The sequence below is a fragment of the Burkholderia sp. HI2714 genome (assembly GCF_002223085.1).
In the GTDB taxonomy this organism is placed as follows: domain Bacteria; phylum Pseudomonadota; class Gammaproteobacteria; order Burkholderiales; family Burkholderiaceae; genus Burkholderia; species Burkholderia lata_D.
On sequence record NZ_NKFM01000035.1, the window covers coordinates 279035 to 300715 of the forward strand.

22 protein-coding genes are annotated in these 21681 nt (G+C 67.5%); 4 read left to right on the forward strand and 18 right to left on the reverse strand.

Going from position 1 to position 21681, the window contains the following annotated elements; genetic code table 11:
• Positions 1-4 precede the first annotated feature (4 nt).
• From CFB82_RS19280 to CFB82_RS19310, 7 genes are all read right to left on the reverse strand, one after another.
• On the reverse strand, positions 5-922 hold the full coding sequence (locus tag CFB82_RS19280; protein ID WP_089484869.1) for a heme/hemin ABC transporter substrate-binding protein: 918 nt from the start codon (positions 920-922) through the stop codon (positions 5-7).
• A complete protein-coding gene (locus tag CFB82_RS19285) occupies positions 919-2010 on the reverse strand; it encodes a hemin-degrading factor (protein WP_089484870.1) in 1092 nt (363 codons plus the stop codon). Before CFB82_RS19285 ends, CFB82_RS19280 begins: the two co-directional genes overlap by 4 nt.
• Positions 2011-2059: 49 nt before the next feature.
• On the reverse strand, positions 2060-4327 hold the full coding sequence (locus CFB82_RS19290) for a TonB-dependent hemoglobin/transferrin/lactoferrin family receptor (RefSeq protein ID WP_089484871.1): 2268 nt from the start codon (positions 4325-4327) through the stop codon (positions 2060-2062).
• A gap of 236 nt (positions 4328-4563) precedes the next feature.
• Positions 4564-4791 carry a hypothetical protein gene (locus CFB82_RS19295; protein WP_069253056.1) on the reverse strand — a complete coding sequence of 76 codons (228 nt, stop codon included), beginning with the start codon at positions 4789-4791 and terminating at the stop codon, positions 4564-4566.
• Positions 4792-4991: 200 nt separating this feature from the next.
• Positions 4992-5375: a DUF6232 family protein gene (locus CFB82_RS19300; protein ID WP_089484872.1), complete on the reverse strand. Its 384-nt coding sequence runs from the start codon at positions 5373-5375 to the stop codon at positions 4992-4994.
• Positions 5376-5499: 124 nt separating this feature from the next.
• On the reverse strand, positions 5500-5760 hold the full coding sequence (locus tag CFB82_RS19305; RefSeq protein ID WP_011353838.1) for a DUF2866 domain-containing protein: 261 nt from the start codon (positions 5758-5760) through the stop codon (positions 5500-5502).
• A gap of 207 nt (positions 5761-5967) precedes the next feature.
• A complete protein-coding gene (locus CFB82_RS19310; protein ID WP_069252631.1) occupies positions 5968-7125 on the reverse strand; it encodes a porin in 1158 nt (385 codons plus the stop codon).
• Positions 7126-7432: 307 nt separating this feature from the next.
• On the opposite strand from CFB82_RS19310, the gene CFB82_RS19315 reads away from it, so the two are divergent.
• A complete protein-coding gene (locus tag CFB82_RS19315; RefSeq protein WP_089448551.1) occupies positions 7433-8239 on the forward strand; it encodes a MetQ/NlpA family ABC transporter substrate-binding protein in 807 nt (268 codons plus the stop codon).
• Positions 8240-8368: 129 nt separating this feature from the next.
• On the opposite strand, the gene CFB82_RS19320 is transcribed toward CFB82_RS19315, so the two are convergent.
• From CFB82_RS19320 to CFB82_RS19335, 4 genes are all read right to left on the reverse strand, one after another.
• Entirely contained in the window at positions 8369-9484 is a 1116-nt protein-coding gene (locus CFB82_RS19320) for a succinylglutamate desuccinylase/aspartoacylase family protein (protein ID WP_069252629.1), read from the reverse strand.
• A gap of 225 nt (positions 9485-9709) precedes the next feature.
• Complete coding sequence (locus tag CFB82_RS19325) at positions 9710-10492, reverse strand: ABC transporter substrate-binding protein (protein ID WP_089484873.1); 783 nt, start codon at positions 10490-10492, stop codon at positions 9710-9712.
• A gap of 226 nt (positions 10493-10718) precedes the next feature.
• Positions 10719-11639, reverse strand: coding sequence for a LysR substrate-binding domain-containing protein (locus CFB82_RS19330; RefSeq protein WP_166889860.1), 921 nt, complete (start codon positions 11637-11639; stop codon positions 10719-10721).
• Positions 11640-11787: 148 nt separating this feature from the next.
• Positions 11788-12735, reverse strand: coding sequence for a GlxA family transcriptional regulator (locus CFB82_RS19335; RefSeq protein ID WP_089484874.1), 948 nt, complete (start codon positions 12733-12735; stop codon positions 11788-11790).
• 106 nt (positions 12736-12841) lie between these two features.
• On the opposite strand from CFB82_RS19335, the gene CFB82_RS19340 reads away from it, so the two are divergent.
• Entirely contained in the window at positions 12842-13150 is a 309-nt protein-coding gene (locus tag CFB82_RS19340; RefSeq protein ID WP_069252625.1) for a DUF3817 domain-containing protein, read from the forward strand.
• Entirely contained in the window at positions 13147-13548 is a 402-nt protein-coding gene (locus CFB82_RS19345) for a CopD family protein (RefSeq protein ID WP_089485013.1), read from the forward strand. The genes CFB82_RS19340 and CFB82_RS19345 overlap by 4 nt, the downstream gene beginning before the upstream one ends.
• A 44-nt stretch (positions 13549-13592) precedes the next feature.
• Here CFB82_RS19345 and CFB82_RS19350 read toward each other — a convergent pair whose 3' ends face one another.
• From CFB82_RS19350 to CFB82_RS19360, 3 genes are all read right to left on the reverse strand, one after another.
• Positions 13593-14186, reverse strand: a complete 594-nt coding sequence (locus CFB82_RS19350) for a hypothetical protein (RefSeq protein WP_089484875.1) — start codon at positions 14184-14186, stop codon at positions 13593-13595.
• 212 nt (positions 14187-14398) lie between these two features.
• Positions 14399-15787 carry an NCS2 family permease gene (locus tag CFB82_RS19355; protein ID WP_089448547.1) on the reverse strand — a complete coding sequence of 463 codons (1389 nt, stop codon included), beginning with the start codon at positions 15785-15787 and terminating at the stop codon, positions 14399-14401.
• A 529-nt stretch (positions 15788-16316) separates the two neighbouring features.
• Positions 16317-16994, reverse strand: coding sequence for a TetR family transcriptional regulator (locus CFB82_RS19360; RefSeq protein ID WP_089484876.1), 678 nt, complete (start codon positions 16992-16994; stop codon positions 16317-16319).
• 48 nt (positions 16995-17042) lie between these two features.
• On the opposite strand from CFB82_RS19360, the gene CFB82_RS19365 reads away from it, so the two are divergent.
• On the forward strand, positions 17043-17708 hold the full coding sequence (locus tag CFB82_RS19365; protein ID WP_089484877.1) for an O-methyltransferase: 666 nt from the start codon (positions 17043-17045) through the stop codon (positions 17706-17708).
• Between the two features lie 120 nt (positions 17709-17828).
• On the opposite strand, the gene CFB82_RS19370 is transcribed toward CFB82_RS19365, so the two are convergent.
• The 4 genes from CFB82_RS19370 to dkgB form a co-directional block, all read right to left on the reverse strand.
• Positions 17829-18365, reverse strand: a complete 537-nt coding sequence (locus CFB82_RS19370; protein WP_089484878.1) for a DUF3455 domain-containing protein — start codon at positions 18363-18365, stop codon at positions 17829-17831.
• Positions 18366-18536: 171 nt separating this feature from the next.
• Positions 18537-19547 carry an aldo/keto reductase gene (locus CFB82_RS19375; protein ID WP_089484879.1) on the reverse strand — a complete coding sequence of 337 codons (1011 nt, stop codon included), beginning with the start codon at positions 19545-19547 and terminating at the stop codon, positions 18537-18539.
• Between the two features lie 22 nt (positions 19548-19569).
• The gene (locus tag CFB82_RS19380) at positions 19570-20685 is read right to left on the reverse strand and encodes an alkene reductase (RefSeq protein WP_089484880.1); all 1116 of its coding nucleotides are present in this window, start codon (positions 20683-20685) and stop codon (positions 19570-19572) included.
• Between the two features lie 71 nt (positions 20686-20756).
• The gene (gene dkgB, locus CFB82_RS19385; protein WP_069253054.1) at positions 20757-21563 is read right to left on the reverse strand and encodes a 2,5-didehydrogluconate reductase DkgB; all 807 of its coding nucleotides are present in this window, start codon (positions 21561-21563) and stop codon (positions 20757-20759) included.
• Positions 21564-21681 lie beyond the last annotated feature (118 nt).

Genomic DNA, 21681 nt, shown 5'->3' on the forward strand with positions numbered 1-21681 from the left:
GGAATCAGGCGAGCGCATCCGACAGGCGTCGGTGCAGGGTCGTGACGGCGAGCGGCAGGCGCGGGCCGAAGCCGAGCAGGAACAGCGCGTCGAGCGCCACCACGCGCTGCGCGCGGCCGGCCGGCGTCGCGCCGAAGCCGGGCGTCGCGAGCAGCGCGGCGCGGCCGCCGACGGCCGCGAGCCCTTCGTCGGAGATCAGCACGATGTCGGGCGCGGCGGCGGCCAGCGCCTCGGTCGTCAGCGGCTTGTAGTGATCGAAGCCCTGCATCGCGTTGCGCGCGCCCGCGTAGCGGATCATCGCGTCGGCGGCCGTGCGCTGGCCGGCGACGAGCGCCTGGTTGCCGGTATGGTTCAGCACGAACAGCACGCGCGGCGGCTGCGCGCCGCCGGGCGCGCGGGCAGCGACCGCATCGCGCGCGGCCTGCCAGTCGCGGTCGAAACGTTGCAGCAGCGCGGCACCCGCGTCGCGCACGTCGAGCGCCTGCGCGACGCCCGTGATCTTCGCGCGGACCGATTCGACGTCGTGGCGTTCATCGAACGTCGTTACGGCAACGCCGGCGTTTTTGACTTGCGCGATCGCGGTGGGCGGGCCGGCTTCCGCCGACGCGAGCACGAGATCGGGGCGCAGCGACAGCAGCCCCTCGGCCGACAGCGCGCGCTGGTAGCCGACCTTCGGCAGCCGCTTCGCGGCGTCGGGGTACGTGCAGGTCGTGTCGGCGCCGACAAGCCGGTAGCGCGGCGATTCCGCGCCGCCGAGCGCGAACGCGGTTTCCGCGAGTGCGCCGCCGATCACGACCACGCGCTTCGGCGCGGCTTGCGCACTTTGGGCGAGCACGCTGCCGGGCAGCGCGCCCGCGAGCGCGCCGGCCGCCGCGCTCGCCAGCAGCGCGCGGCGGCGCGGATCGAACGGCCGCGCGCTCACCGTGCGCCCCCGCGTGCCGCGGCCGGCAGCGTCGCGACGAGCGCGCGCCAGTCGTCGCGTTCCACGTTGCCGGGCTTGCGCTCGCCGAACAGCAGCGCGACGTGGTCGCCCTGCCGGTCGAAGAGTTCAAGCGACGTGACGATGCCGTCGCTGGTCGGTTTCTTCACGACCCACGCGGCGGCGATCAGGTCTTCGCGCACGTGCAGGTTGAAGCCCGGGTCGAGCACGTTGATCCATGCGCCGACCTCGCGCACGTTCGCGACGGGGCCCGTATGGATCTGGATCATTCCCGCGTTGCCGACGAACACCATGATCGGCTGGCCGCTCTGCGCGGCCTGCTGGAGCACGTGGCGCAACGCATGCGCGGTTTCGACCGGGTACGCGTATTGCGGCTCGGCGAGCCGCAGCGCCTGCATGCGGCTTACGCCGAAGCGTTGCGTGATCCCGAAGAACTGGTGCGTGTCGGTCATCGCGTCCCACGCGGCGCGGAAGCCGGCGACGTCGATCTCGGTGTCGGCGCGCTCGGGCGTTTTCGGCGCGGCGGGCGCGACGTCGAGGCCCGGCTCCTGCGACGGCGCACGCCAGCGCTCGACGAACACGTCGTACGCGGCATGATCGCTGTGCGCGCGCAGGTAGACCTTGTGGATCGCATGGCCCTGCGCGTCGAAGAACTGCAGGCTCTTCAGCGGGCCGTGCGCGGTCTCGTCGCGCACCGCGAACGCCGATACCCAGTGACGATAGAAGATGCGCAGGTCGATATCGCCGAGCGCGAGCCCGACGGGGCCGTCGTGGCTCATCTGCGCATATTCGCCATCCTTTTCATGAACGGCCGTATCGTTGCGCGTGAGCGCCATCACGCGGCCGAGGCGCGGCATTTCCTCGAACATCTCAGGAAAGCGCGCGTCGAGCCGCACGACGTGCTCGCCGACGAACGCGGCGAGCGCCTCGCCTTCGCTGACGCCGAGTGCCTGCGCGACGTCGCGGTTGCGCAACTGGCGCTCGGTCTTGAGCTTGATGAACGCGTCGCGCAGCGCGGCGGCCGCGCGGGCCGGCGTGGCCGGTTGACCGGGAAGGGCGGATTGCATCATGTCGGACTCCTTCAAGTAACGGTTGGGGTGGCAGCGCGGGCGGCGCGCATCAGAAATCCACTTTCATGCTGACGGCGACCGTGCGTCCGGACGACGTATAGGCATCGAGCACCTGCGAATCGGCTGCGATGCCGCGCACGTCCGACCAGTTCCAGTACTTCCGGTCGAACAGGTTGCGGATGCCGATCGTCGCGCTCACGTGCTTGTTGAAGCGGTAGCCGCCGCGCAGGTCGACGACGAACGACGACGGCGGCGAGAAACATGCCTTGTTCGAGCAGTCGGACTTGTCGATGTCCTTGTCGCGTTTCGCGGCCTGGAACAGCAGGTCGGTCTGCACGTACCAGCGCTCGGTCGGCTCGTAGCGCACGCCGAACACGGCCGAGAACGGATTGACGGTGTTCAGCGGCTGGCTGGCCGCGCCGTCGTTCTGCGTCGAGCCTTTCGTGAACGCCATCGCCGTCTTCAGCGTGATGCCGTTCGGCATCACCCATTCGGCGCGGCCTTCGAGGCCGTGAATGCGCGCGTCGGCGAAGTTCACGTACTGGAACACGAACGGGTCGGTTGGCCGGCCGCTGCCGGCGATCGTCGTGCGCGAGATGAAGTTGCGGTAGCGGCCCGTGAAGGCCGCGGCGCTGTAGCGCACGACGCCGTAGCCGGTGCCGGCCTTGCCGCGCAGGCCCGCTTCGAACGTGTCGCTCGTCTCGGGCTTCAGGTTCGGATTGCCGATCGACGTGTAGCCGTACACCGGGTTCGAGAAGCTGCTGTTCACCTGGTCGGGCGTCGGCGCGCGGAAGCCGTGCGCGTACTGCACGTACGGAATGACCGCGGGCGTGATCTCGTAGAGCACGGCGACGCGCGGCGACAGTTCGTTCGCGCTCGTCGACACGGCCTTGCCGGTGAACAGCGGATCGTTCTCGGTCGGGCTCAGCCGGTACGTGTCGAAGCGCAGGCCCGGCGTGACGAGCAGGCGCCCGTAGCCGATCTGGTCCTGCACGAACGCGCCGAACAGCGTGTAGTCGGTGTCGGGGAACGCCTTGTTCGGGAACGCCTCGCCGACGCCCGGCACCGTGCCGTCGCGCATGTTCGTCACGCGCGACACGCTGCCGTCGACGCCGTAAAGCAGCTTGTGCGCGAACGGACCGGTGGCGAAGCCGCTTTCGGCGAACGCGAAGCCGCCGAACGTCCGCTCCTTGTACTGGTTGTCGCGCGAGCGCGAAGCCGCCCGGCCGCGTGTCTCGAACGCGTACTGGTCCTGCTTCGCGTCCTGGTAGTAGAACTGCACGTGCGCGGTCTGGAACCAGCGGAACGCGTCGTCGTGGAAGTCGTAGTCGGCGCTGAAGCGGTTGCGCTCGAGCCGGTCGTAGGTCGTGAGGCCGAGCGTGGTCGGCGGGCTGATCGCCGACAGCACGTCGGTGCTCACGCGGCGCTGCACCGTTTCGGCGGTGAACTTGATCGTGTCGCGCGTGGTGGGCGTCAGCACGAGCTTGCCGAGCAGCGATTCCGAATAGACGTCCTGCGGGTTCGACGTGGTGCGCAGCGTGCTCGCCGAGTTGTTGCCGCCGCGCGTGTCGACCTCGTGGCCGCGCCGGCCGTCGGCGATGATCATCCCCTGCACGCGATCGTTGCCGCTCGCGGCCGACACGGTCGCGCCGACGCTGCGGTCGGCCGAGTCGTAGCTCGGCCGGAACGAGAAGTAATAGGGTTTGTTGTAGATCGACAGCAGGTCGCGCGGGTCCTTCGTGATGAAGTTCACCGCGCCGGTCAGGCCGTCGCTGCCGTACAGCGCCGACGCCGGCCCGCGCAGGATCTCGATGCGCTTGAGCGTGTCGAGATCGGCGTAGTCGCCGCGCCCCGCCTCGAGCGGGCCGAATGAAAACGCATTCGGCAGGCGGATGCCGTCTTCCATCAGCAGCACGCGATTGCCTTCGAGGCCGCGGATGTTGATGCTCGAATCGCCGTCGCGGCCGCCGCCGAGCGCGGCGCTGCCGGGCCGGTACGCGGTGCGGCGCACGGTGACGCCCGGCTCGTAGCGCAGCGCGTCCTTGATGTTGGTGGCCTGCTGTTCTTCCAGATCCTCGTCGGTGATCACCGACACGGACGCCGCCGTGCGGCTCGCAGCCGTGGCGGTGCGGTTGGCCGTCACGGTGACGGGATCGAGCAGCGCAGCATCGCCGCGCGTGGACGCGGCGACGAGGAGGGCGGCAGGCGGGTTGGCGCCTTGCGGCGTCGAATCGGCGTGAGCCGTGGCGGCGGACAGGCCGAACGCGCCGAACAGCGCGGCACAGATCGGCCGCCGCGCCAGCGTATAGCAATGCACAGGTGGTCTCCCATTGACGAAAACAAGCCCGAAGGCTGGCTGGGTGACGCGTTCACCTGGCTGGCCCGCCCGCGCACGGAAGGCAGCGAGCGGCGAATTGAAAGGCAACTGATAACTTTACCAGTGTAAATGAGAATTATTATCAATACAAGGATGGAAAGCGGCTCGCGTGGGTGAGCGCTTACCTGCGCGGCCCGGGCCGGGCCACGGCGGGAAATTCGGGAAAAACGTGGGCCCTAGGCCAGCGCTTCGATGCGGATCAGCAGGTTGCGCGCATGCGTGATGAACGCGTCGTGCGTCGCGCGATCGCCGTGGCTTTCGAGGCCGGCCTGCTCGGCGAACGCGATCTGTTCGGTGTAGAGGTCCACGAGCACTCGGCGTGCGTCAGGGGGAAGCGCGCGGATCATCGACACGATCAGCAGTTCCTGCGCGCGAAGCGTGCCGGACAGCGTCTGGACGTTCATGCTGGCCTCCATCGGACGATGCGGCGGCGAGCCGCTCTTTCCATACTAGGCGGTCGGCGGTCGCAGCGCAGGCGCGGTGTGGGCGACGAGGAGGCGGAATGCGATTCGACGGGGTAATCGACGCTGCCGTTGCGCGGCGCGAAACGCGCCACGCGTGGCCGGAGCACCGCGAATCGAAGCGTGCAGGGAGGCGAACGGAATCAGCCGGCCGCTTTCGCAGCCTGCGCATCGCGCACGGCCTGCGCGACGCGTTCGACGAACTCGACGTCGACGCTCGACAGCGCTTCGCGCTTGCCGTCGGGCATCTCGACCATCAGGCGATACGTGACGTCCTGCGTGGCCCATGAGAGATAGCCGACCACGACGAGCATCACGCCGACGACGAGCGCGGCGCTCGATCCGGCGATGCCGCCTGCGACGGCGGTGGCCGCGCCGATCAGCGAGATCAGCGACGGTACGAGGCGGTTCTTCGGAATCTTGACGACGTCGACCTGGCGGATGTCACGGAGTGCGAATACCTGCCCGGCGGCCGACAGGCCGTTGCGCGTGATCATCACACCGCGTTCGTTGAATGCGTTTTCCATCGTGTGTCGCGTGGACGAAAACGCGCAGCGTAGCAGGTTTCGTTGCGGCATCAAACGAGACCGACTGCCGCACGATGGGTGCGGCGCGGGCGAAACCGGGGAAGCGGATGGAGCGGGAAGGCGTTCAGAACTGCAGGCGGCCGTCGCCGTAAAGCCGGCCCGGCACGTGCGAGGCGACGACCTCGGCGATCTCTTCGTCGGTCGACTCGGCCGGCACGATCTGGCGCCGCGCGGGCGCGTCGAGATGCATCGTCCATTCGACGAGACGATATGGCCGTCCCCACGGACGCTGCATTTCGACCGATACGCGGCAGCTCTGGACCGGCATCGAGTGTTGGCACGTCAGAATCGCGTGCAGATGGCTGAAAACGGTATCTTCGATCATCATGGCCTCCGATCCTGTCTTGTGGGCAATCGATGGCGGCGCCGTCGGCGGTTCAAAAAAAAAGCCGCCGATGTTCAGGCGGCCAACAGGGGGGGTGAGAGCATCCTCTCAGCCCAGAATTAAGCGAAACTTAAAAGCACATAAAAAAGCGCCCCGCGTGGAGCGGGGCGCTTCTTGCCGTCGTGATCCGCGAGTTAAGCGGATGCTTTAGAACTTGTGACGGATGCCGATACGTGCGGCGATCTGGTTCTTCGAACCCGTGCCCGACGTGTTGAAGTAGCTCGTGCTCGAGCCGATCTGCGCTTGCACGCCCTTGCCCGATGCCTGCTGGTACACGACCAGGCCGTACACGTCCGTACGCTTGCTGAGCGCGTAGTCGGCGATACCGTTGACCTGGTTCCAGTGCCACGAATTGCCGCTCTGCGTCGCGTTCGTGTACGTGTAGCCGAGGCCGCCCGACAGCGCCGGCGTGAAGGCGTACTTCGCGCCTGCTTCATACGCGTTGTAGAACGTGCCGCCCGCGCCCGACACCGTCGAGAACTGCGTACGCGTCCACAGCAGCCATGCCGTTGCCGGGCCCCAGACGTAGCGGCCACCGACGCCGTACGTGCGCAGGTCGCGGACGTTGCCGGTCGCGATGTTCGCGATCGTCGTCGAGAAGGCCGGCGTCGACTGGCTCGGGAAGCGGATGTCCGTGTAGGCCGCGCCGACCGAGATCGGGCCGTTCGCGTAGTTCAGGCCGAAGCTGTATGCGCGCGACGAGCCTGCCGTCGTCGTCGTGCCCGTCGTCGTCGCCGGTGCGCCTGCGAAGTCCGTCGAGTTCGAGAAGCCGTACAACGCGCCGAACGTGAAGCCCGAGTAGTTCGCGCTCTGGAACTTCACGGCGTTGTTGATGCGGCTCGACGTGAGCTGGTCGAGGTCGTTCACGTGGTACGCGTAGTTACCCGCGACCGTGTTGCCACCCGTCGAGTAGTTCGAGCCGAGGATGTCGGTCGAGAACGAGTACTGGCGGCCGAACGTGACCGTGCCGTATTGCGACTGGCTCAGGCCGACGTAAGCCTGGCGGCCGAAGATCGCGCCACCCTGGCCGATCGTGCCGTTACCGCTGTTGAAGCCGTTTTCGAGCACGAAGATCGCCTTCAGGCCGCCACCGAGGTCTTCGGTGCCGCGCAGGCCCCAACGGCTGCCCTGGGCAACGCCGTCGTCGTACTTGAACAGCTTGCCCGTACCGCCGTTGGCGGTCTTGCTGTGGTTCACGTAGCTGATACCGGCATCGATGACGCCGTACAGGGTCACGCTGCTTTGTGCGTGCGCCGTGCCGGCCGTTGCTGCCAGAGCGGCGATGGTCAACAGTTTCTTGTTCAAAGGGTTCTCCGAGCGAATGAATGGCGTGTCCAGTTGCGGTTCCGGCGCTCTCTATGGGCGCTTTCACGGACCGGCGGCAACTTTATCGAGGGGCCACGTAATGAATATGACAGCGACTGTCATATGAAGAATCTGTGGCGTCGATGCGACACTGAATTCTGCCCGCTTGTATAGTCGGTGGTTATACCGATTCAGACTGAGATTCGATCGGAATCGGGAATATGCACATGAAATAAGCTTGGTTGGCGGCGTTCCGGCCCCATGCCACGATCCGTGTTCCAACAAACGACACGGGACAGAGGACACCATGCGACGTTCATTCCTGACCGGCCTCGGCGCACTCGCCGCCGCGCTGGCATTCGCGGCGCCCGGCGCGCACGCCGACCCGCAAACGCTGAAAATCGGCACGATGAGCGGCCCCGACGCCCAGATCTGGACCGAGGTGACGAAGGTCGCCGCGCGCGAAGGTCTTGCGATCAAGGTCATCGAATTCAACGACTACGTGCAGCCGAACGCGGCGCTCGATTCCGGCGATCTCGACGCGAACGGCTTCCAGCACCAGCCGTTCCTCGACAGCCAGATCAAGCAGCGCGGCTACAAGATCGTCAACGTCGGGCTCACGTACACGGCGCCGATGGGTTTCTACTCGAAAAAGCTCAAGTCGCTGAAGGACTTGCCGGTGGGGGCGAAGGTCGGGATCCAGAACGATCCGTCGAACGGCAACCGCGCACTGCTGCTGCTGCAGAAGTACGGGGTGATCAAGTTGAAGGCGGGCGTCGGCGCGAACGGCGTGAACGCGACGCCGCTCGACATCGCCGAGAACCCGAAGAAGATCAAGATCGTCGAGCTTGATTCCGCGCAGCTGCCGCGCGCGCTGCCCGACGTCGATGCCGCGTCGATCAACACCGACTACGCGGTGAAGGCCGGGCTCACGCCGGTGAAGGATGCGATCGCGATCGAGGATCTGCGCGGGCCGTACGCGAACCTGATCGCGGTGCGCGCGCAGGACAAGGACAAGCCGTGGGTGAAGAAGCTCGTCGCGGCCTATGAATCGGACGACGTGCGCAAGTTCATCGACCAGAAGTTCGGCGGCGCGATCATACCGGCGTTCTGAACGTTTTCACGTACCGGATGGCCGGATATCGACGGTCCGGAAAGCCAATCGCCCGCGCAAGCGGGCGATTTCGTTGGTGCGGGCGGGTGAGCGCGATGCGCGCCGTGCGCCGGCGCGCGGGCCGGCCGCTCAGGCCGACAGCAGCGAACCGGTGCGGATCGCGGTCGCGCCGGCAATCCGCGCGACTTCCATGCCGGCCGTCGCGAAGCGCACGATCTGGCGCGCGTACAGCACGCCCGACACGCTGCTCTTCAGCGTGACGACGCGATCGGTCAGCGGATCGACGATGTCGGCCACGGCCTGGCCGGCCTCGATCATCACGCCGACCGGCGTGCGGAACACGATCACGCCCGACACCGGCGCGACGAGCGGATCGGTGCCCGCGAGCGGCGTGGCCGGATGCGCGAGCGGCGGCAGCGGCGCCGGCGTGCCGTCGACGACCCCACGCTCGGTCAGGTATTCGACGATCGCCTGTGCGTCCTTTTCGGCGAACTCGTACGACACGTCGCGCTCGCTGCGCAGCTCGATCGTGACGGAAATCGCGCCGTTCGGGATCGGGAAGCGATCGCCGAAGCGGTTGCGCAGGTCCGACCAGCAGAAGCTGTGGATCTCGTCGAACGGGTTGCCGACCGAATTCAGCGCGAGCAGCGACGCCTGCGCGTCGAGGTAGCGCGACAGCGGCTCGACGTCCGGCCACAGATCGGGATTCGTGTAGAGGTGCATCACCGCATCGCTGTCGCAGTGCAGGTCGAGCACGATATCGGCGTCGAACGACAGTTTCTGAAGCGCGAGGCGCTGCGAGTCGAGCTCGGTGCGCGGCTTCTGCTCGTCGAGCGCTTCGCGCATCGCGGCACGCACGGCGACGAGGTTGTGTTGCGCGTCGTGAGTCAGGCGGTGTTCGACGCGCGGCAGCACGAGCGCCGCGAGATCGTAGAAATTGCGGTTGAAGTTCTGCATCGAGCCGAGCTCGAAGCGGCCGAGGTGATCGCCGAACACGTGTTGCGACAGGCCGATCGGGTTCGGCACGGGCACGATGACGACTTCGCCGCGCAGCTTGCCGGCCGTCTCGAGCGCGGCGATCTTGCGGCGCAGCAGCGTGGCGACCAGCATGCCGGGCAGTTCGTCCGCGTGCAGCGAAGACTGGATATAGACCTTCTTGCCGCCGCGCGGGCCGTAGTGAAAGCTCGTGATCTGGCGTTCGGTACCGACGGCGGGGGAAATCAGCGGATGGGTCTGCGTTTGCATGATGGGGGAGTGCGGCGCAGCCGCGAATGTCCGGTGTGCGTGGAAGATCGATTGTACGTTGCCTTCCTCGCCGCCATCAAACCGGCGCCAGAACACGCCGTTTCTCTTTGAGAATCATCAGGTTGGGGCGGAAAAAATAACGCTGCCGGTGCGGCCCCCGCAATAAAAACGGGCTCCTTGCGGAGCCCGTTCGTGCCGAAGCGAAGCGTGCGCTTGCCGGGCGGATTACTTGCCGTAGACGTCGAAATCGAAGTACTTCTTCGCGATCTTGTCGTACGTGCCGTCCTTGCGCATGCCGGCGATCGCGCCGTCGATCTTCGCCTTCAGGTCGGTGTCTTCCTTGCGCAGGCCGATGCCGGCGCCGTTGCCGAGCGTCTTCGGATCGTCGATGTCCTTGCCGGCGAACTCGTAGTTCGCGCCGCGCGGCGTCTTCAGGAAGCCGATTTCAGCCTGCACCGCGTCCTGCAGCGCGCCGTCCAGGCGGCCCGAGATCAGGTCGGCGTAGACCTGGTCCTGGTTCTGGTAAGGCACGACGTTCACGCCCTTCGAGGCCCAGTACGTCTTCGCATAGGTTTCCTGGATCGTGCCCTGCTCGACGCCGACCGACTTGCCCTTCAGCGATTCGGCCGTCGGCATCAGGCCCGTGCCCTTCTTCGTGACGAGGCGCGTCGGCGTGTTGAACAGCTTCGCCGAGAAGGCGATCTGTTCCTGACGCGCCGGCGTCATCGACATCGACGACAGCACGCCGTCGAACTTGCGGGCCTTCAGCGCCGGGATCATCCCGTCGAAGTCGTTCTCGATCCACACGCATTTCGCGTTCATGCGGCGGCAGATTTCGTTGCCGAGATCGACGTCGAAACCCACAACCTTGCCGTCAGCGCCTTTCGATTCGAAAGGCGGGTAGCTTGCGTCGACGCCGAACCGCACGGTCGACCAGTCCTTCGCGTACGCGCCGCCGGCCGATACGGCGAGCAGGGCAACGGTCACAGCCGCAAGAATCTTTTTCACCAGGTGACTCCTCGTTTTGTTCGATGGGTGCGCGGTTGTGCCGCGCCGTAAGCCTTCGGCCCGGCGCGGCTTCGCGACAGGCTGTCCGTTTCGCCCACCCGATGCGGGCGCGCGACGTGCGGAAGATTATCAAGACAAAATACCGGCAGGGCGCCTAGGACATGCCCCGATACCGGGCCCGGCGGCGGCGCGTTGCGGGCGCCGCCGTTTCAGACACAGGAACGATTCAGCCGAGCGTTTCGTTGACCGCGCGCTGCAGGCACGTGACGAATTGCGTGACGGCGGGCGTGGGCAGCAGGTCGCGCCGCGCGATGATCGACAGGTCGAAGCGCGGCATGCTCTCGTCGAGTTCGGCCGTGCGGATGCCCAACGGCGCGACCATCGCGGCGAGCGGGCGCGTGAAGCAGCCGATCACGTCCGAGCGCGCGACGAGGCCGAGCGTCACCGCGAACGACATCGGCGAGCGCAGCAAACGTTTGGGCAGCGGCAGCCCGTGCGCCTCGAACATCCCGACCATCACACTGTGCGGAAACTGCTCGGCGCCGACGGTGACGATCCACTCGGCATCGAGCAATTCCTCTAACCGGCGCGCATGCGCAAGCGGGTGGCCTTCGCGCATCACGACGGTGAATTCGGTCGACAGCAGCGGCGATTGCGTGAAATCGCGGTCGAGCGCGGGCACATGGTGCATCGCAGCGATGTCGAGCGTGCCGTTGCGCAACTGCGCGAGCGCGTCGGGCACCGTCACTTCCTCGAGATGCAGGCTCACGTTCGGCATCGACTGGCGGAATGCCGTCACCGCGCGTGGCAGCGCGGTGAGCGCGATCGACGGCATCGTGCCGACCGCCACGCGCCCCGACATTTCGCCTTTCACCTGCTCGACGGCCTCGACCGTGCGGCGGATGTCGCCGAGCAGCTGCTCGGCGCGCGGCAGCAGCGCATGGCCGCACGCGGTCAGCTCGACGCCGCGTACGCTGCGCGCGAGCAGCTCCGCGTTCAGCGCCGTTTCGAGCTCGCGGATCGTATGCGTGATCGCGGGCTGCGTGACGCCGAGTTCGCGCGCGGCGGCGCGCAGGCTCTTGTGATGCGCGGCGGAGACGAACGCCTGGAGCTGCGCGAGGTTCAGGGGGTTGCGGATGCGGGTCATCGATCGGGTCCGGTTGGCGCGATGCTGTGGCGGGCGATGGGGTGTGGCGGCATTCGGTAGCCATCCTGACGGTTGCGTGCGCAGGTTTTTTCGCCACCGTGGCGAGGTATCGTGAGCCGGGGCGCGGTGGGGGGCTGTGCAGTGTGCATCATGCGCCGGACCGCGCGCGGAATGCCTGGCGATACCGCTGCGGCGTCGTGCCGACGATGCGCGCGAACCGCTCGCGGAACGCGGTGACCGAACCGAAGCCGGCCTCCGTCGCGACATGCTCGATCGACAGCGCCGTGACCTCCAGCAGCTGCTGCGCATGCCTGACGCGCGCGGTCTGCAGCCATTGCCGCGGCGACGTGCCCGTCTGTTCCTGGAAGCGCCGCGTCAGCGTGCGCACGCTCGTCGACGCCTGGCGCGCCATCGCGTCGAGCGTGAGCGGCTTGCGCAGGTTGGCCTGCAGCCAGTCCATCAGGTCGTGCAGGCCGTCGGTGCCGCTCGGCCATTCCGGTGCGATGAACTGCGCCTGACCGCCTTCGCGGACGCGCGGCGCCACCGCGCAGCGCGCCGCGTCGACGGCGACCGCCGCGCCGTAGTCGGCCTGGATCATGTGCAGGCACAGATCGAGGCCGGCCGCCGCGCCGGCCGACGTCAGGATCTGCCCGTTGTCGACGAACAGCACGTTCGGATCGACCGTCACGTGCGGATAGCGGCGCGCGAGTTCCGCTGCCGCGAGCCAGTGCGTCGTCGCGCGCAGGCCATCGAGCAGCCCGGCTTCCGCGAGCACGAACGCACCGCTGCAGATCGACGCGATCCGGCAACCGCGCGCGGCCGCCGCGCGCAGCGCCGCGATCACGGGGCGCGACGTGGGCGCGAGCGGCACCGACGTGCCGGGAACGACGATCGTGTCGGCATCGGCGAGCGCGTCGAGACGAAACGGGGGGCGCAGGTCGAACAGGTCGCCCGCGACACGCGCGTGCTCGCTGCACACACGCACGCGGTAGGGCTGCGCGACGGTGGGCGAACGCACGCGCGCGAACGTGTCGCACGCCATGCCCAGATCGAACGGGACGACATCGGGCAGGGCGAGAACGGCGACCGTGTGCATGGCGTTCGAGGGCTTGGCCAGAATCCGTTTAAAGATGTCATTTTAGCCAATGGCCCCGAGCGGCACCACACGCGACAATCGCCGCAGTCCAACCTGGAGGCTGCCGATGCAACAAGACGATCGCAATGCGCTGCGGAACCTGCAATACCTGTCGTTGTTGGAGGCGACCACGCTCGTCGTGCTGGTGTGCGTCGCCGTGCCGCTCAAGCACCTGGCCGGTTATCCGGCCGCGGTATCGATCATGGGCCCGGTGCACGGCATCGCGTTCGCGATGTACGTGTGGGCGGTCGTCGGCACCGCGTCGAGCGGGCTGTGGCGCAAGGCCGAGGTCGCGCGGCTCGTGCTGGCGGCCGTCGTGCCGTTCGTCGGCCTGACGAGTGCCGGATGGATCGCGCGCCGGAGGCACGCGCAATGATCTACCTGTGGCTCAAGGCCGTTCATGTCGTTGCCGTGGTCACGCTCGTCGGCGGCCTGCTGATGTTGTCCGTCGGCTTGCGCATTGCCAACCTCGCCGTGCATCGCGCCGTGCGCCGCTGGGACCGCACGGTGACGGCCCCCGCGCTTGCTCTCGTCTGGATGGCAGGGATCGTGCTGGCGTTGAACGGTCACTGGTTCGGCGCGGCGTGGCTGTCGGTGAAGCTCGGGGTGGTCGCGGCGCTGTCGGCGTTGCACGGGATCCTGGCCGGCACGCTGCGGCGCATGGAACGCGACGATCTCGTCGTCGTGCCGGCGCCGTGGCTCGGGCAGGCGGCAGGTGCGGTCGTGGCCGCGACGGCGATCGCCGTCGGGCTGGTAGTGATCAAGCCGTTTTGATGCGGATGGCCCGCGCATGCCGTCATGGCCGGCGTGGCAGGGCGCTACGCCAGCGCCATCTCCACCGCCGTCAGCGTCCGGCGCCGAATCCAGCCGCTCGCCATCCGGATCGCGAGCCAGTACGGCATGAACAGCAGCCGCGTGCGGGCGGTCGGGCAATGCACGAAGGTTTCGGTGCGCAGCACGTGCGCACCCGACGCGAGCCCGACGACTTCGAAGCGGAGCACCAGCTTCGCATCGCGCGGATCGTCGTGCCGCACGAACGCCGCCGCGTCGGCGATCTTCGGCACGCCGGGGTCCGGGCGCCAGAAACGGCCGATCAGGCCGAGCGACAGCGACGTTTCGTCGCGATGCAGCGGCGTGAACGCATGGAGGCCGAAGCGTTCGCGTTCGACGCGTGTCGTGCCGGGGCGCAGCGACGCGGCAACGGTAGCCGGGAATTCGCGGACGTTGAGCAGGGCGTCGACGATCGGATCCGTGCGCATGTCGAGCGTGGTGACCGTGTCGATGATGCGCGCCGGCGCGGCATCGATCGGCTTCGATTCGTGCACTTCGTGGAAGCCGAACGACGGGATGAACGGCGGCTTGCGCGCCGACGTCCGGGTGCTCGATTCGGAGACGATGCCGAGCGCGTTCATGGGGACTCCCGAAGGCAAAGCCCGATCGTAGCACCGGGGGCGGATTCGCGCCGCGCCGTTTCCGCGATGTGCGCCGCACTGCGCCCCATCAACAAAAAAAGCCTGGAAACTTGCGTTCCCAGGCCTGAGACCATCAACGATGATGGTGGAGGAGACGATGTCGTCCCGATGCGCGCCGTCCTTCTGCCGGCGACGTCGCGCACGATTCGCGGTCAGATCGCCCAGCCGCCGAGATAGAACGTGACGAGCACGGCCGCGATGAGCACGGTGCCGACGTTGAGCTTGCGGAATTCGCCGCTGGCGATGCGGCCGATCACGAGCGTCGAGAAGCCGAGCATGATGCCCGTCACGATGTTCGCGGTCAGCACGATGAACACCGCGCACACGAGGCCCGACATCGCGTCGACCATGTCGTCCATGTGCAGCTTGCTCACGCTGCCGAGCATCAGCAGGCCGACGTACATCAGCGCCGGTGCCGTGGCGTACGACGGCACGAGGCCCGCGAGCGGCGAGAAGAACATCACGACGAGGAACAGCAGGCCGACCACGGCGGCCGCGAGGCCCGTCTTCGCGCCGGCGGCCACGCCGACGCTCGACTCGATGTAGGCCGCCGCCGGTGCACCGCCGAGGAAGCCGGAGAAGATCGAGCTGAGCGAATCGGCGGTCAGCGCACGGCCGCCGTTGATGATGCGGCCATTCTCGTCGAGCTGGCCGGCCTGGCCCGCGACCGCGCGGATCGTGCCGGTCGCGTCGAACACGGCGGTCATCACCAGCGCCAGCACGCTAGGCAGCACGGCCATCGACAGCGCGCCCTTGATGTCCATCGCGCCGATCAGCGACGCATGGCCCGGTGCGCTCAGCGACGGCAGCGCGAAGATGCCGTGGTACTTCACGCTCGGATCGAAGATCAGGCCGAAGATCGAGATCGCGATCACGACGAGCAGGATGCCGCCCGGCACGCGACGCTTTTCGAGGCCGAAGATCGCGGCGAGGCCGATGATCGACATGATGACCGGGAACGCGGTGATCTGGCCGAGCGAAACCGGCAGGCCGGCGCCCGGGTTCTTGATCACGAGGCCGACGTCGTTCGACGCGATCAGCAGCAGGAACAGGCCGATGCCGATCCCGGTGCCGTGCGCGACGCCCGCGGGCAGGTTGCGCAGGATCCACGAACGCACGCCGGTAACGGAAATGCCGGTGAACACGAGGCCCATCAGGAACACGGCGCCGAGCGCGACCGTCGGCGACAGCCCCTTGCCGAGCACGAGGCCGAACGCGGTGAACGCGGTCAGCGAGATCGCGCAGCCGATCGCGATCGGCAGTTTCGCCCACAGGCCCATCAGCAGCGAACCGAACGCAGTCGTGAGGCAGACCGCGACGAACACGGCGCTCGTGTCGAAGCCGGCCTTGCCGAACATGCCGGGCACGACGAACACGGAATAGACCATCGCGAGGAAGGTCGTGACGCCGGCAATGATCTCGCGGCGCTGCGTGCTGCCGCGCGACGAAATGCCGAAGTACCGGTCGATGACTCCCTTGGTGCCAAAGTCAGTTTCTTCCGCGCCGACGCCGACCGTCGGCTGCACCGGGGTATCACTCATGAGCTTGCTCCTTTATCAGCATGCTGAAACGGCCCGTAGCGAACCGTCGTCAGGGTGTCTCGTATCTAGTTGGGATTGTCGGCAACGTCGTGGGGACGAATGACGCGTGATCCGTGTCGTTACGTGCGAATCGAAACGATCGCGAGGGTGTCGCGTCGTGCGACGCGTTGTGGAGTCGACCCCGTCACGTGTGCTTTGCCGTAGCGAAGGTTAGGCGAACCGCCCATCACGTCCCATTGGGGGAAGAGCATGCAGCGCATGTCTCAGCGCTTATATCGGCGTGCAACGGGGCTCCGTCGCGTCGACACGCGTGTATACGCCTAGTTCGAATCCGTTAAGGCGATTATTTGAATGCGGGGTCGACGGGCAAAGGGCAAGCGGGGGATGCATCGAAAATTACGAATGTCTTTCATGGTGGCCGGGCAGGCCGGTGGAAACAGGGGCCCGTGACGGGATCCGCCGCCGCGCGCAACCTGCATTCGGACGAGAGTGCCATCGCGCAGGGGCGGTTTTCGTCGTCGCCCCGGCCTCAATTGTGCGCGAGGTGGTCGAGATAGGCGCGGAACATGTCGGCCATCGCGTTCGAATACGCGTCGATTTCATCGGGCGAGCGCTCGCTTTCCGAAAACGCCTTGCCGGCCGCCATGAGCGTGGTGGTGATCAGGTCGCATGCCAGTTCACGCGTGGCGGCCGGTGCACCGGGCAGCGCCTCGCGCATGAACGCCTGGAAGATGCGGTTGCCGGCCGCCTTCGCTTCGTGTGCCTCGGGGGCGTCGCGATAGAGCGGTGCGGCGTCGTCGAGCGCGATGCGCATCCGCGCCTCGTCGCATTCCGAACGGATGAACGCGTGAACGGCCGTGCGCAGCCGCTCGGGCGGTGTCCGGTTCACGTCCTCCAGCATCCCGCGCAGCATCTCGGCCGTCTGCCGCCACTCGTCATGCTGCAACCGGAACAGCACGGCCGCCTTGTTCGGGAAGTACTGGTACAGCGAGCCGACGCTCACGCCGGCGCGCTCGGCGACGCGCGCCATCGTGAAGCGCTGCGCGCCTTCGTTCGCCAAAACCTGAACAGCGGCCTGGAGGACGGCCTCGACGAGCTGGGTCGAGCGAGCCTGCTGAGGCTGTTTGCGCGTGGCAATCCGGGCGTTCGGGCGGTCGGTCATGGGCGGCTGGCCAATGCGAATAGTAAAACCTGAATAGTTCGTCATATTCTAATCGGGTGCAACGACGCACTCAACCTGAACCCGGAGATTCGCATGACCACCCTGACGCTCGACCCGCTGGCCTCGCTGCTCGCGCGCCTGTTTGACGAAGCCGACGCCTCGTCGCCCGCGACGAGCCCGGACTTCGCGGGCCTGTCGCGCGACGAGCAAGCGCGGCTGATGCGCAGCAAGACCGGCTATACCGATTTGTATGCGCGCCTGAAGGACTATCCGCTCGCCGTGTCGCGCGAGACGGGCACGCTGCTGTACATGCTCGCGCGCAGCGGCCGCGCGCGGTCGATCGTCGAATTCGGCACGTCGTTCGGCATTTCGACGCTGCATCTCGCGGCCGCACTGCGCGACAACGGCGGCGGCCGGCTGATCACGAGCGAGTTCGAGCCGTCGAAGGTCGTGCGGGCGCGGGCGAACCTGGCGGCAGCCGGGATGGTCGATCTCGTGGAGATTCGCGAGGGCGATGCGCTGCGTACGCTGGCCGCCGATTTACCGGATTCGGTCGACCTGCTGCTGCTCGACGGTGCGAAGGCGCTGTATCCGGAGGTGCTTGCACTCGTGGAGCAGCGGTTGCGACCCGGCGCGTTCGTCGTGGCCGACAATGCCGATTTCAGCCCCGACTATCTCGCTTACGTGCGCGCGCCGGAGAACGGCTATCTGTCAGTGCCGTTCGGCGGCGATGTCGAGCTGTCGATGCGGATCGGCTGAGCTTCGCGGACCCTGAACGAGGGCAGGCATCCGTACGTCAAGAATAGGATGACTGATCAATGTGATGCGAGCGGAGAACGACGCCGCGACGGCACCCGGTGCTCCGGGCGCCGTCGCGCGTTACTTCAGGAACACGTAGCGCGCGAAATACGGAAATCGGCCGACCGCATGCTCGGTCGAACACGCTGCATCCGGCGGCGTGCCGCCCGCGGTATCGAGCCGCTGCACGAAGCGCACGCCGGCGAGCGTGCCGGTCGTGGCCTTCGCGCCCGTTGCGGCCGGCGTCGCGGCGAGCAGGAGTTGCGGAACGCTGCCGGCGCGCGCGCTCGGCGCTTCCGCAAGTTTCTTGCCGGTGATGCGGCTGCCGTCGAGCGCTTCCCATGACGGCCCGGCGCCGTGCCGGACGACCAGCGTGCCGCTCGCGTCGAACAGCATCGCTTCCGGGTGCTGGAACACCCACGCGAGCTTGTGTCCGGCATCGTAGTCGCATGTGTAGACCTGTATGCCGGCCGCGGTCGTCGACAGCACGGGCGTGGCCGGCTGGGGCGGCGCGAGGCCGGCGGAGTCGTCGGCGCGGGCGGACGACGCGCAGAAGGCGAGTGCAACGCAGGCCACGGCGGCCGGTAGCATGAGGCGTTTCGGGAAGCGGCTTCGCATGGCGAGGCATCCTTTCGGGTCGGGGGACGGGTATTCGTCGACGAACCCGTAAACGCTAGACGCCAATTGCGCCGGCTGCAATGCGCAAATGGCGATCGTGGCGATAGCCGTTGCGATCGCACGCGGCCCGGGATGCGCGGCCGCTGGTCGGCGCGGCCGCGCAGGCCCGATTCAACCTCGATCCGGGCCAACCGGCGTCGGTGCCTGCGCGGCAATCAGGCGTTCGGCCTTCAGCGTCTCCCACAGTTCGGCCGGGATCGACACCGCGGCAAGGCGCAGGTTGTCGTCGATGCGATCGGGCCGGCTTGCGCCGGGGATCGCGGCCGCGACGGCCGGGTGCGCGAGCGAGAATTGCAGCGCCACCGCGCGGACATCGACGCCGAATCGTTCGCAGATCTGGCGGATGCGCGCGACACGGTCGAGCATGGCCTGCGTGGCCGGCTGATACTCGTAATGGGTGCCGCCCGCCAGCACGCCCGAGTTGTACGGGCCGCCGACAATGATGCCGAGCCCGCGCGCGGCGCTTTCCGGCATCAGCCGTTCGAGCGCGCCGGCATGATCGAGCAGCGTGTAGCGCCCGGCGAGCAGGAAGCCGTCGGGGTCCGCGCGTTCGAGCGCGAGTTCGCACGGCTCGACGCGGTTCACGCCGAGGCCCCAACCCTGGATGACTTTCTCGTCGCGCAGCCGCGTGAGCGCCCTGGCCGCGCCCGACATCGCGACGTCGAACACGTCGCGCCATGCGTCGCCGTGAAAGTCGACGGCCGGGTCGTGAATCCACACGGTGTCGAGCCGGTCGGTGCGCAGCCGCTCGAGGCTCGCGTCGATCGAGCGCAGCGTGCCGTCCTCGGTGTAGTCGTAGACGATCCGGTTCGGCAGCCCGTGGCGGAACAGGCCGCCTTTTTCGCCGAGATCGCGTTGCGATGCGTCCTCGTGTTCGTCGAGGACGAGCCGGCCGACCTTGGTGCCGAGCGAATACGCGTCGCGCGGGCGGCCCGCGAGCGCTTCGCCGAGGCGCAGCTCGGCGAGGCCGGCGCCATACAGCGGCGCGGCGTCGAAGTAGCGGATACCGCTTTCCCACGCTGCGTCGACCGTGGCCAGCGCTTCTTCGTGCGGGATGTCCCGGTACATGTTGCCCAGCGGCGCGGTGCCGAAGCCCAGGCGGGAAGGGAGCGTGATTCTCATGGGGATTCTCGGGTAGGCCGATTCAGGCCGCGGCCTGGGCCAGCGTCGGATAGTCGGTCAGCCCGCGCTCGCCGCCGCCGAACAGCGTGTTGCGGTCGTGCGGTGTGAGCGCGGCACCCGTGCGCAGCCGCTCGGGCAGGTCGGGGTTCGCGACGAACGGGCGGCCGAACGCGACGAGGTCGGCCCAGCCGGCGGCGATCGCTTCGCGAGCGCGCTCGGCGGTGTACGCGCCGGCGTAGATCAGCACGCCCGGGAACACGGCGCGCAGTTGCCGCTTGAATTCGACCGGCATCAACGGTGCGTCGTCCCAGTCGGCTTCCGCGATGTGCAGGTAGCCGACGCCGAGTTCGCCGAGCAGCTTGGCAGCGGCGAGGTAGGTCGTTTCGGGATCGTCGTCGACGCAGCCGTTCAGCGTCGTCAGCGGCGCGAGGCGGATGCCGACGCGCGACGCGTCGCCCGTGCCTTCGATCAGCGCCTGCGTGACTTCGCGCAGGAAGCGCAGCCGGTTTTCCAGCGAACCGCCGTACGCGTCGGTGCGCGTGTTGGCGTTCGAGTCGATGAACTGGTTCACGAGATAGCCGTTCGCGCCGTGCAGCTCGACACCGTCGAAGCCGGCCTCGATCGCATGGCGCGCGGCGGCGCGGTATTGATCGACGATCTCGCGGATCTCGTCGATCGTCAGCGCGCGCGGCTCGGACGCCTGCACGAAGCCCGGCGTGCTGCCGTCTTCACCCGCGATGAACACGTTCACGCCTTTCGCCTGGAGCGGCGACGACGACACCGGCTGCCGGCCACCGAGCAGGCTCGTGTGGCTCAGCCGGCCGACGTGCCACAGCTGCGCGAAGATCCGGCCGTGCGCGGCATGCACGGCGTCCGTCACCTTGCGCCAGCCGGCGACCTGCGACGGCGTGTGAATGCCGGGCGTCCATGCGTAGCCCTTGCCGAGCGGCGCGATATAGGTGCCTTCGCTGACGATCAGGCCCGCGCTCGCGCGCTGCGCGTAGTACGCGGCCATCAGTTCGTTGGCTTCGTCGCCGGGCTGGCTGGCGCGCGAGCGCGTCATCGGCGGCATCACGATGCGGTTCGGCAGCGTCAGCGCGCCGAGTCGCAGCGGTTGGAAAAGCGGGTCCTGGGTCATGGTGCTGATGTCCTGTGGGTGCCGCGGTTTTCGGGCCGCGGTGAATCGAATGTGAGTGGCGGGTGGCGTGTTCAGTCCCACTTCGGCGCGAGGCCGGCCGGGTCGACTTCGCGGCCGTTGCGTTCGAGCGTGGCGATCTGCGCCATGTCTTCGTCGGTCAGGCGCAGCGTCTGCGCGAGCAGGTTGCTCGCGAGGTTCTCGCGCTTCGTCGACGACGGGATCACCGAGTAGCCGAGCTGCAACGCCCACGCGAGCGCGACCTGTGCGGGTGTCGCGTCATGACGCTGCGCGATCGCGCCGATCACCGGATCGCCGAGCACCTTGCCGTACGCGAGCGTCATGTACGACGTGACGTGGATGCCTTCGGCGTTCAGGAATTCGACGAGCTTGCGGTTCTGCAGGTACGGGCTCAGCTCGATCTGGTTCGTCGCGATCGCATCCTTGCCGACGGCCGCGATCGCTTCCTTCGTCAGCGCGATGTTGAAGTTCGAGATGCCGATCCGGCGCGTGAGGCCCTGCGCCTTCGCATCGGCGAGCGCGGTCATGAACGTGTCGAGCGCGACGCCGTTGTCGGGGGCCGGCCAGTGGATCAGCGTCAGGTCGACATGGTCGGTGCGCAGCTTGCGCAGGCTTTCCTCGAGGCTCGGCACGAGCTTGTCCGGCGCGTAGTTGTCGACCCAGATCTTGGTCGTGAGGAACAGCTCGTCGCGGCGCACGCCCGACGCGGCGATCGCTTCGCCGACTTCGGCTTCGTTGCCGTAGATCTGCGCGGTGTCGATCGCGCGGTAGCCGACTTCGAGGCCATTGCGCACCGAGTCGATGACGACCTGGCCTTGCAGGCGGAACGTACCGAGGCCGAATGCGGGAATCTTGCTCATCATGTGCTCCTGGGAGAGTGGAACAGGTTCGCTATGGAAGTCATTCTGGCGTTTTGGATTGGTGAGATAAACGCCGTTGCAGGTCAAAAATATTTGATCTGAAATCAAGTATCGCGAG